The sequence below is a fragment of the Micromonospora sp. NPDC047738 genome, from assembly GCF_040642675.1.
In the GTDB taxonomy this organism is placed as follows: Bacteria; Actinomycetota; Actinomycetes; order Mycobacteriales; family Micromonosporaceae; genus Micromonospora.
In genome coordinates, this window is the sequence record NZ_JBEYSO010000023.1 from 112,777 (window position 1) to 123,658 (window position 10,882).

Consider the following 10,882-nt stretch of genomic DNA (forward strand, 5'->3'; position numbering starts at 1 on the left):
CATGACGTCCCGGTTCACGAGCGGGCTGCGGCAGGACGGCGTGCTCAGGCGGCCCGCCGGTGCGTGCGCGCGTCGACGGCGGCGAGGAGTTCGCGGGCCACTCGCTGCACCTCAGCGTCGGTGAGCGCCTGGTGCAGGGGGAGCAGCAGGGTGCTGGCCGCGGCTGCGTCGGTGCCCGGCAGGTCGGCGTCCGAACCGTAGAGCGGGACCCGGTGCAGCGGCGGATAGCGGAACGTGGTGTAGATGCCCCGCCGCAGCAGGTCTTCGGCCACCTCGTCGCGGATCTCCGGGTCCAGCTGCACCCAGTAGAAGTAGTTGGTGGAGACGTGACCGGCGGGCGGCCGCGGGGGGCGCTGGATGCCCGTGGCGTCAGCCAGCAACCAGTCATATTCGGCCATGACGGCCCCGCGCCGCTTGACGAAGTCGGGCAGCCGGCGAAGCTGGACGCGGCCCATGGCGGCGGTGACGTCGTTGCCGATCAGCCGCCGGCCGATCTCGTGGATCTGCTGGTCCCACCAGCGGCGTGGCTCTTTCGCGGCGGCGGCGAAGGCGCCGCGATCCTCCATGCCGTGGTAGGCGAGCCGGTGGGCCCTGCGGGCCAGCTCGGCGTCCCGTACGTAGATCATGCCGCCGTCCCCGGTCGTGATGATCTTGCGGGAGTCGAAGCTCCAGATGCCGATGTCGCCGAAGGTCCCGCAGGCTCTGCCGTTCACGGTCGAGGCCACCGAGCAGGCGGCATCCTCGATCAACGTGATTCCGCGCTCCCGGCACAGCGCGGCGATGGCGATGACGTCGCCCGGCAGGCCGCCGTAGTGCAACACCGTCACCGCCTTGGTCTGCGGCGTCAGGACAGCCGCGATGTCGGCGACCGAAGGGTTCAGGGTGCGGGAGTCGACGTCGCAGAAGACGGGACGGGCGCCGGTGGCGGCGACGGTGCTGGCGTTGGACACGAAACTCACCGCGGGCAGGACGACGTCGTCACCGGGGCCGAGATTCAGCAGTTCCATCGCGAGGCCCAGACCGGAGGTGGCGGAGTTGACGAAGAGCAGCGTCTCAGGCGGTACCCCGAGGTGTTCGGCGAAGTCCTTCTCGAACGCCTTGGTCTGTTGCCCGTATCCCAGCCAGTTGCTGTCGAACACCTTGCCGACGGCCTCGAGCTCCTCGGCGCCGACGCTCGGCTGAAACATGTGGATCATGTGCGTCCTCTCAACAGGCGGTCTGGAGTGCTGTCGGGCCGCGCCGATGGGTGATCGTGAGCTTTCGGATGCTCCCCGCATCAGCCTCGCCATTTCCGGTCGGCACTGGGCGCTACGTCGGAATTCATGGTCGGGCGGCCCCGTCGGCGGTCGCATCTCCACGAGTGCCGACCTGGGGCCGGATCCGCGCTCGTGCGTCCAATGTCGATGGCCCCGCGCAGCTGGTCGTCTCCCGCCGTGCGCGGTCGTCCGCGCCCTCCGGCGATGGGCAATCACGAAGGTGCAGCGGCCGGTCCGGCGGTGATGAGAATCGATTCGCAACCAGCCGCACGGCAGCGGCCTTTGTTCGTCACACCCACCTGGGAGCGGAAATGACCATGGTCGGAACCGGTGTCCGCGTCGATGTCGATGGCGAGACGCTCGGCGTGCCGGATGTGCGCCGCATCGCCGAGGACAACGCGCGGGTTGCGCTCGGCCCGCAGGTGCTGGAACGCGCCGCGTCCAGCCGGGCGCAGTTCGAGGAGACCGTACGGCAGAACATTCCGGTCTACGGGGTGACCACCGGCTACGGCGAGATGATCTACATGCTCGTCGACACGGCCAAGGAGACCGAGCTGCAGACCAACCTGGTACGCAGTCACAGCGCCGGCGTCGGCCCCCTGTTCTCCGAGCCGGAGTCCCGGGCGGTGGTCGCCGCCCGGCTGAACGCACTGGCCAAGGGCCACTCGGCCGTACGCCCGCTGGTCCTGGAGCGGCTCGCCCTCTATCTCAACGAGGGTCTCACCCCGGCCGTGCCCGAGATCGGCTCGTTGGGAGCCAGCGGTGACCTTGCCCCGCTGGCCCACATCGCCAGCTCGCTGATCGGCGAGGGCTACCTGCTGCGCGACGGCCAGAAGGTGCCGACCGGGCCGGTGCTGCGCGCGCTGGGCATCGAGCCGCTGCGGCTGCGCTTCAAGGAGGGCCTGGCACTGATCAACGGCACCTCGGCGATGACCGGCGTCGGCGCCCTGGTGGCCTCGCACGCCCTCGCCCAGGCCCGGCATGCCGAGATCGCCGCGGCGCTGGTCATCGAGGCGCTGCAGGGCTCGATGAGCCCGTTCCAGCCGGAGGGCCACGACATCGCCCGTCCGCACGCCGGGCAGATCGCCAGCGCCGCCAACATGCGCGCGCTGATGCACGGCAGCCGGCTGACCGTCGAGCACGCCGACCTGCGCCGGCAGGTGGCCGCCAGCAAGGAGAAGGCCAACGGCAACGGCTCCGGGGTGCACCGCTCCGACGTCTACCTGCAGAAGGCCTACTCGCTGCGGGCGATCCCGCAGGTGATCGGCGCGGTCCGCGACACCCTCAGCCACGCCCAGCTCAAGCTCGAGATCGAGCTCAACTCCGCCAACGACAACCCGTTGTTCTTCACCGGCCGGGAGATCTTCCACGGCGCGAACTTCCACGGCCAGCCGGTTGCCTTCGTGATGGACTTCCTGACGATCGCGCTCACCCAGCTCGGGGTGCTCTCCGAACGGCGCAGCAACCGGCTGCTGAACCGGCACCTGAGCTACGGCCTGCCGGAGTTCCTGATCAAGGGTGAGCCGGGCCTGCACAGCGGCTTCGCCGGCGCGCAGTATCCGGCCACCGCACTGGTCGCCGAGCACCGGACGATCGCCCCGGCCAGCACCCAGAGCGTGCCCTCCAACGGCGACAACCAGGATGTCGTCAGCATGGGTCTGATCGCCACCCGCAACGCGCGGCGGGTGCTGCGCAACAACAACATCATCCTCGCGCTGGAGTTCCTCGCCGCCGCGCAGGCGGTGGACGTCTCCGGGCGTCTCGACGGGCTCAGCCCGGGTGCCCGCGTCGTCTACGACACCGTGCGTTCGCTGGTGCCCAGCCTCGACGACGACCGCTACATGGCCGACGACCTGGAGCTGATGGCCGCCGCGCTGGAACGCGGCACGCTGCTCGACGCTCTGCGCGACGCCGGCATCAGCCTCAACTAGGGAGGAACTCGCCATGACCGTCTTCTCGGCAGTTCAGCCGATCGGGCAGCCGTGATGGGCGAGCGCACCGCGTACCGCACCTGCCCGCTGTGCGAGACCTCGTGCGCGCTGCGCCTGACCCTCGACGACGACCGGGTCACCTCGGTCACCGGCGACGCCGACGACCCGTTCTCGCGGGGCTATCTGTGCCCGAAGGGGGCCAGCCTCGGTCGCCTGGACGAGGATCCGGACCGGCTCACCGGCCCGCTGATCCGCGAGGGAGCGTCCTGGCGTTCCGCCAGCTGGGACGAGGCCTTCGCCGCCGTGGCCCGGGGGATCGACGGGGTCGTCGCCGAGCACGGGCGCGAGGCGCTCGCGCTCTACTTCGGCAACCCGACCTTCCACACGATGGCCGGAATCCTCTACCGGGGACCGCTGGGCGCGGCGCTGGGCACCCGCAACATCTTCTCCGCGAGCACGGTCGACCAGATGCCCAAGCACGTCTCGGGCGGTCTGATGCTGGGCGACCCGTGGGCGGTGGCGGTGCCCGACCTCGACCGGACCGAGCACCTGTTGATCATCGGTGCCAACCCGGCCGTGTCCAACGGGTCGCTGTGCGTCGCACCCGATTTCGCCGGCCGGCTCACGAAGCTCCGCCGTCGCGGCGGCCGGGTCATCGTCATCGACCCCCGCCGCACCCGTACGGCGGAACTCGCCGACGAGCACGTCTTCGTCCGGCCCGGCACCGACCCGGCGCTGTTGTTCGCGATGGTGCACACCCTGCTGCAGGAGCAACTCACCGCGATCGACGTGCCGGTCGCCGGGCTGGACCGGCTGCGGGAGCTGGCGGCCTCGTTCACTCCCGAGGCGGTGGCCCCGTTCTGCGGGGTCGACGCGGCGGTGATCCGCCGGCTCGCCCGGCAGTTGGCCGCCGCCGAGGCGGCGGCGGTCTACGCCCGGATCGGTACGTGCACCGCGGAGTTCGGCACGCTCGCGCAGTGGTTGGTCGACGTGCTGAACGTGCTGACCGGCAACTTCGACCGGGCGGGTGGGGTGATGTTCGCCCGGCCCGCCACGGCCGAGGTGCACAAGAGCCCCGAGCCGTACGTCTCCGGGCGCTGGCACAGCCGGGTGCGCGGGCTGCCCGAGACGCTGGGCGAGTTCCCGGCCGCCACCATGGTGGACGAGATCGAGCAACCGGGCGCCGGCCAGATCAAGGGTCTGGTCGTCGTCGCGGGCAACCCGGTACTGTCCACTCCGGACGGTGCTCGCCTCGACCGGGCGCTGGCCGGGCTCGACTTCATGGTCGCTGTGGACCCCTACTGCAACGAGACCACCCGGCACGCCAACGTGATCCTGCCGCCACCGCGGATCCTGCAGATGCCCCACTACGACTTCCTCATCTCGACCATCCAGGTGCGCAACTACGCCCGCTACTCCCCGGCGGTGCTGCCGCTGGCGCCCGGGCAGCGTTCCGAGGCCGAGATCCTGGAACGGCTCACGATGATCGCCATGGGCCTGGGGGCCGACGCCGACCCGGCCGGTCTGCCCGAGCAGATGCTCAGCGCGATCCTCGGCGCGGCGGTCACCATCCCCGGTACGCCGCTGACCGGCGCCGACCCGGCCGCCCTGCGGGCCGCCCTGAAGGGCGACGACGGTCCGGACCTGTTGCTCGACGCGATGTTGAGGATGGGCCCGTACGGGCTCGACCGGGACGCCCTGCTGGACCGGCCGCACGGCATCGACCTGGGCCCGCTCGAGCCGCGGCTGGCCGACATCCTGCGTACCCCGTCCGGCCTGGTCGAACTGGCCCCGGAGCCGCTGGTGGAGGACACCGCCCGGCTCCGCGACGCGTTGCGCCGCCCGCGGGCGCCGATGGTGCTGATCGGGCGTCGCCACCTGCGCTCCAACAACAGCTGGATGCACAACGTGCCGCGGCTGGTCGGTGGCAGCAACCGGTGCACCCTGCAGATCCACCCCGACGACGTGGCCCGACTGGGTCTCGGTGAGCGGGCCCGCGTCAGCTCCGCCTCCGGTGAGCTGGAGGTCGAGCTGGAGCCGACCGACACGATCATGCCCGGCGTGGTGAGCCTGCCGCACGGCTGGGGCCACGGGGGCACGGCGCAGCAGGTGGCCGCCGCGCACGCCGGGGTCAACGTCAACGAGTTGACCGGTGGCGGAGCCCTGGACGTGCCGTCGGGCAACGCGGTCTTCAACGGCGTACCTGTCAGTGTCGCGCCGGTCGCGGATTGAGGTGAGCAACCTGAAAGAAGATCGGCACGACACTCGTCGATAACCTCGGCCCGTCCACCGCCGGAGCCGTGCGCGTGCCGGTGACATCAGCTGATGGGAGCCGTGCTGTGAATCGACGAGGCTTACTGCTCATGGGGGGAACGGTGGCCGGAGGGTTGTTCGTCGCCCAGCGCGCCGTGGCGAACGAAACGTCCGCCACCGCCCCCACCGCCGCCGGCCGGTTCGCGCACCAGCACGTCGGGCCGGTGCCGGCCCGCGCCGGCGTCGCGCCGTTGACCGTCGCGCCGTTCCAGGTGCGGATGCCGATCCCGCCGATCGCCGCGCCGGTGCGCCAGAGCACGACCTGCGACGAGTACGAGGTAGAGGTCCGGCGGGCCCAGGTCGAGGTGGTGCCCGGGCTGACCACCGACGTGCTCACCTATGGCGGCGGTCTCGTGGGTCCGACGATCCGCGGCCGCACCGGGCGCCCGGTCAAGGTGACCTTCCGCAACTCGCTCGACGTGCCCACCAACGTGCACCTCCACGGTGGACACGTGGCGGCGGCCGACGACGGGCACCCGATGGACCTGATCCAGCCGGGCGCCGCGCGCGTCTACCACTACCCGAACAGCCAGCGTGGCACGACGTTGTGGTACCACGACCACGCCCACGGGCTGGAGGCCGAGCACGTCTACTACGGCCTGCACGGCTTCTATCTGATCGATGACCCGGCCGAGCAGCAACTGCGGCTGCCGACCGGCAACCACGACGTGCCGATCATGCTCAAGGACGTGAAGCTCGACGACACCGGGGCGTTGGTCTACGACATCCCCGCCGAGCGCACCACGGTACTCGCCAACGGCAAGCCGACGCCGTTCTTCCCGGTCAGCGCGCGCAAGTACCGCTTCCGGCTGCTCAACGCGAGCAACGAGGGGATGTACACGCTGAGCATCGACAAGGGCAAGCTCTGGCAGATCGGCACCGACGGCGGCCTGCTGCCCGCGCCGGTGGCGCGACCCGCGGTGACCTTCGGCTCCGCGGAGCGGGTGGACGTGGTGATCGACTTCACCGGCCTGCCGTCGGGCTCGTCGGTGATCCTGCGCGACGCGGACAAGGGCCCGGTGCTGCGCTTCGACGTGGGGTGGACGGCTCCCGACACCAGCCGGGTGCCGGCCCGGTTGCGTGCGCTGCCGATGCTGCCGCAGGCCACCGTCGAGCGTGACGTGCGGATGAGGTTCGACTTCACCGGGGACCCGGTCGGCCTGATCAACGACAAGGCGTACGACCCGAACCGCGTCGACTTCACCATCAAGCGCGGCAGCACCGAGATCTGGACCATCCACAACGACGACACCGAGTTCGGCCTGCTGCACACCTTCCACATGCACCTGGCCCAGTTCCGGGTGCTGAGCCGCACCGGCGCGCCGATGACCCCGGACGACGCCGGCGACAAGGACACGGTGGTCGTCCCGGCCGGGACCTCGGTGCGGGTGCAGGCCACCTTCGACGGCTATCTGGGCCGCTACGCCTACCACTGCCACTTCCTGGAGCACTCCAGCATCGGCATGATGGCGCAGATGGAGATCGTCCCCTGAGGCGCACGGCGACGGGCCCGGGAAGCTCCTCGGTGCGCCGGTAGCCGGAGGCGGTCGCCCACGCGCACAGGTCAGCGTGCTCGGACGGGCCGGCTGCCCGCCGGTCGAGGCGTGCCTGCCGTCGTCGAGCAGGACGGGCAGGACCCTTACCTTCACAATTGCGTAAAGGGTCGTTGCGGATTCGCTCCGCCGCGGAGCGCATCGACAGAGATGCGGCGCCGTCGGCGGCGGTGTGAGGCTGAGGCCATGACTGTTCACCCAGGTGCGGCTCGGCGACGAGATCAGGTGACCCGCCCGCTGACCGGCGACGAGTACGTCGAGAGCCTGCGCGACGACCGGGAGATCTTCCTCTACGGCGAGCGGGTCAAGGACGTCACCACGCACCCGGCCTTCCGCAATCCGGTCCGGATGACCGCCCGGCTCTACGACGCGCTGCACGACCCGGCGAACCGCGACGTGCTGACCGCGCCCACCGACACCGGCTCGGGCGGGTTCACGCATCCGTTCTACCGGACCCCGCGCACCGTCGACGACATGGTCGCCGACCAGCGGGCGATCGCGGCCTGGGCCCGGATGAGCTACGGCTGGATGGGTCGCAGCCCCGACTACAAGGCGTCATTCCTGGGGACGCTCGGGGCCAACGCCGGCTTCTACGCGCCGTACAGCGACAACGCCGAGCGCTGGTACCGCGAGTCACAGGAGAAGGTGCTCTTCTGGAACCACGCCATCGTGCATCCGCCGGTCGATCGTAACCGGGCGCCGGACCAGGTCGCCGACGTCTACATCCGGGTGGAACGGGAGACCGACGCCGGGCTGATCGTCAGCGGGGCGAAGGTGGTGGCCACCGGGTCGGCGCTGAGCCACTACAACTTCATCGCCCACTTCGGCCTGCCCATCCGTAAGAAGGAATTCGCGCTGATCGCGACCGTGCCGATGGGCGCCAGCGGGGTGAAGCTGATCTGCCGGCCGTCCTACGGGGCGACCGCCGCGGCGATGGGCAGCCCGTTCGACTATCCGCTGTCGTCGCGGCTGGACGAGAACGACACCATCCTGATCCTCGACAAGGTGCTGGTGCCGTGGGAGAACGTGTTCGTCTACGGCGATCTCGGCAAGGTGCAGATGTTCGCCGGGCAGTCCGGCTTCGCCGAGCGCTTCACCTTCCACGGCTGCACCCGGCTGGCGGTCAAGCTCGAATTCATCGCCGGACTGTTGGTCAAGGCCCTCGAGCTGACCGGCACCAAGGACTTCCGCGGGGTGCAGAGCCGGGTGGGCGAGGTGCTCGCCTGGCGCAACCTCTTCTGGGGCCTGTCGGACGCCGCCGCCCGCAACCCGGTGGCCTGGAAGAACGGCGCGTTGCTGCCCAACCCGCAGTACGGCATGGCCTATCGGTGGTTCATGCAGATCGGCTACCCGCGGGTGAAGGAGATCATCCAACAGGATGTGGCCAGCGGGCTGATCTACGTGAACTCCGGCGCCGACGACTTCCACAATCCCGACATCCGGCCCTACCTCGACCGGTTTCTGCGCGGCTCGGACGGCTCGACCGCCGAGCAACGGGTCAAGGTGATGAAGCTGCTGTGGGACGCCACCGGTACCGAGTTCGGTGGGCGGCACGAGCTCTACGAACGCAACTACGCCGGCAACCACGAGAACACCCGGGTCGAGCTGCTGCACGCCCAGACCGCATCCGGGCAGATCGACGCCTACAAGGCCTTCGCCGAACAGTGCCTCGGCGAGTACGACCTGGACGGCTGGACGGTCCCGGACCTGTGGTCCCCGGACCGCGCGGCGGCCTGGCCACGCTGATCCGGGGCTGGCCGCGGCCGTGACCTGGCCGGCTCCCGGCCGACAACGCTCAACGGCTTTCTTCGCCAGGCCGGCACGCGCGAAGAGGACTCGTCCGGCGCACACGACCAGACTTTTCCCAGAACCCGCCCCGGAACTGGAGGTGTCCCCGCCATGACCGCCACCAGCCCGGTGCCGCCCGGCGCCGCGGTGCATCTGCTCGTCCGGGACCGCGCCCAGGCTGCTCCGGAGGCCACCGCCGTGTCCTGGAGCACCGGCCCGGTCACCGCCCGAGACCTCGACCGGCGGGCCGCCCGGATCGCCGCCGCCCTGCCCGGCCTTGCCGGCTGGCCGGTCGCCGTACGGGTGCCCGCCGGCCCCGACCGCTACGCGGCGCTGCTCGGCGTGCTGCGCGCCGGCGCTCATCTGGTCTGGTCCGGCACCGGCGCGGGCGGCGAGCGCGGCCGCATGATCCTCGACAGCGTACGCCCGGCGGCGGTGCTGACCGGAGGCACCGACGACGACCTCGCCGCCTGGTACGCCGAACGCACCGGCGTCCCGCTGCTGGACGTGACCGCCCTGCCGGACGCCGAGCCGGCCGAGCACGACGTCCCGCCGGAGGCCTGGGCCTACATCGCGCACACGTCCGGCTCCACCGGGCAGCCCAAGGGGGTGCCGCAGACGCATGCCGCGCTGGCCCAGTTCAGCACCTGGTTCGCCAGTGAGTTCGGGCTCGGCCCGGGCGTGCGGGTGGCGCAGTGGGTGGCCCCGGAGCACGACCCGGCGCTGTGCGAGACGTTCGCGACGCTGGTGGCCGGGGCGCAGCTGTGCCCGGTGCCGGAGCCGGTCCGCGTGCACCCCGGTCGGCTGCTCGACTGGCTGGCGGCGGAGCGGATCGACGTCCTGCAGACCGTGCCCAGCTTTGCCCGTGAGCTGCTGCGGGAGAGCCTCGGCGGGGCACGGGCGCGGCTGGCGCTGCGGCGGTTGCTGCTGATGGGCGAGGCGGTCCCGGACGATCTGGTCCAAGGTCTGCACGCGGCGGCCCCGGGGATGGAGCTGGTCAATCTCTACGGACCGACCGAGACGGTGGCGGCGACCTGGCACCGGATTCCGCGGAGCAGCCAGGGGCCGGTCCCCATCGGACGGCCGATTCCGGGCCGAGAGGTGCTGGTTCTCGACGAGCTTGACCGGGACTGCCCGCCCGGCACGGTGGGCGAGTTGGTCGTCCGCAGCGCCTACGTGACCCCGGGCTACCTCGGCCGTTCCGGCGACGGCGATCGTGGCCATCCGGCTTTTCGGGGCGTGCCGGGCCGTGGCCCGGGGCCCTGGTACCGCACCGGGGACCTCGGCCTGCGCCGTCCGGATGGGCTGCTGGAGTTTCGCGGCCGCCGCGACCAGCAGGTGAAGATCCAGGGGCACCGGATCGAGTTGGCCGAGGTGGAGGCCGCACTGCTCGGGCACGCCTCGGTCGCCGAGTGCGCTGTGCTGCCGGTGTCCGGCGCCGACGGCATCGTCACCGGGCTGGTCGCGTACGTCGTGCCCCGCGCGGAGCCCGCTCCGGCGCAGTGGCGCGCGCACGTGCGGCAGCGGTTCGGCGGCGTGCTGCTGCCGATGACCTTCCGGGTCGTCCCGGATGCGCTGCCCCGCAACGAGACCGGCAAGGTGGACAGCCGCCGGCTGGCTGAGCTGGGCCAACCGGTGGCGCAGCGGGGCCGCGGCTGAGAGGGCATGCCGGAAGATGCGCCGGCACCGGCTCGGCTGCCAGAGTCGAGGGCAGGCCGGTCTGATCGGCCAGCATCCCCTGCACTAGAGCGGTGGCCCGGCCGGGTTGCGGGTTCTCTGCTGCTTCGTTTCGAGGAGGATCGATGGAGACAGTCACCACGCCGTCGCGCACCGAGCTGGTGGGCCGCGCCGCCGAGCTCGGCAAGCTGCTGCGGGCCAACGCGCTGGCGGCAGAGCAGCAGCGGCGACTCACCGACGAGACGCTCGCCGCGCTCTCCAGCTCGGGCCTGCTGCGCATGCGGGTGCCCCAGCGCTACGGGGGCTACGAGTCGGACATGCGGACCGTCGCCGAGGTGGTGGCCGAGCTCGCCCGCGGTGACGG

7 protein-coding genes are annotated in these 10,882 nt (G+C 71.2%); 6 read left to right on the forward strand and 1 reads right to left on the reverse strand.

What is annotated here, in order from left to right; all coding sequences use genetic code 11:
• Positions 1-44 precede the first annotated feature (44 nt).
• Positions 45-1,196 carry a DegT/DnrJ/EryC1/StrS family aminotransferase gene (locus ABZ783_RS28160; RefSeq protein ID WP_357443304.1) on the reverse strand — a complete coding sequence of 384 codons (1,152 nt, stop codon included), beginning with the start codon at positions 1,194-1,196 and terminating at the stop codon, positions 45-47.
• A gap of 371 nt (positions 1,197-1,567) precedes the next feature.
• Here ABZ783_RS28160 and cmdF point away from each other — a divergent pair, with 371 nt between their 5' ends.
• The 6 genes from cmdF to ABZ783_RS28190 form a co-directional block, all read left to right on the forward strand.
• Positions 1,568-3,187 (forward strand): tyrosine 2,3-aminomutase, encoded by a 1,620-nt coding sequence (gene cmdF, locus ABZ783_RS28165; protein WP_357443306.1) that lies wholly within the window; start codon positions 1,568-1,570, stop codon positions 3,185-3,187.
• A 54-nt stretch (positions 3,188-3,241) separates the two neighbouring features.
• The gene (locus tag ABZ783_RS28170) at positions 3,242-5,419 is read left to right on the forward strand and encodes a molybdopterin oxidoreductase family protein (protein ID WP_357443308.1); all 2,178 of its coding nucleotides are present in this window, start codon (positions 3,242-3,244) and stop codon (positions 5,417-5,419) included.
• A 131-nt stretch (positions 5,420-5,550) separates the two neighbouring features.
• Positions 5,551-6,993, forward strand: a complete 1,443-nt coding sequence (locus tag ABZ783_RS28175) for a multicopper oxidase family protein (protein WP_357443310.1) — start codon at positions 5,551-5,553, stop codon at positions 6,991-6,993.
• A 246-nt stretch (positions 6,994-7,239) separates the two neighbouring features.
• Positions 7,240-8,799 carry a 4-hydroxyphenylacetate 3-hydroxylase N-terminal domain-containing protein gene (locus tag ABZ783_RS28180; RefSeq protein WP_357443312.1) on the forward strand — a complete coding sequence of 520 codons (1,560 nt, stop codon included), beginning with the start codon at positions 7,240-7,242 and terminating at the stop codon, positions 8,797-8,799.
• 153 nt (positions 8,800-8,952) lie between these two features.
• On the forward strand, positions 8,953-10,500 hold the full coding sequence (locus tag ABZ783_RS28185) for an amino acid adenylation domain-containing protein (RefSeq protein WP_357443314.1): 1,548 nt from the start codon (positions 8,953-8,955) through the stop codon (positions 10,498-10,500).
• A gap of 143 nt (positions 10,501-10,643) precedes the next feature.
• Positions 10,644-10,882 (forward strand): acyl-CoA dehydrogenase family protein (locus ABZ783_RS28190; RefSeq protein WP_357443316.1); only part of this gene is annotated, 239 nt, incomplete at its 3' end.

Coding starts and splice junctions, on each gene's coding strand:
- ABZ783_RS28160 (WP_357443304.1), bottom strand. CDS start 1,196: ATGATCCACATGTTTCAGCCGAGCGTCGGCGCCGAGGAGCTCGAGGCC.
- cmdF (WP_357443306.1), top strand. CDS start 1,568: ATGACCATGGTCGGAACCGGTGTCCGCGTCGATGTCGATGGCGAGACG.
- ABZ783_RS28170 (WP_357443308.1), top strand. CDS start 3,242: ATGGGCGAGCGCACCGCGTACCGCACCTGCCCGCTGTGCGAGACCTCG.
- ABZ783_RS28175 (WP_357443310.1), top strand. CDS start 5,551: ATGGGGGGAACGGTGGCCGGAGGGTTGTTCGTCGCCCAGCGCGCCGTG.
- ABZ783_RS28180 (WP_357443312.1), top strand. CDS start 7,240: ATGACTGTTCACCCAGGTGCGGCTCGGCGACGAGATCAGGTGACCCGC.
- ABZ783_RS28185 (WP_357443314.1), top strand. CDS start 8,953: ATGACCGCCACCAGCCCGGTGCCGCCCGGCGCCGCGGTGCATCTGCTC.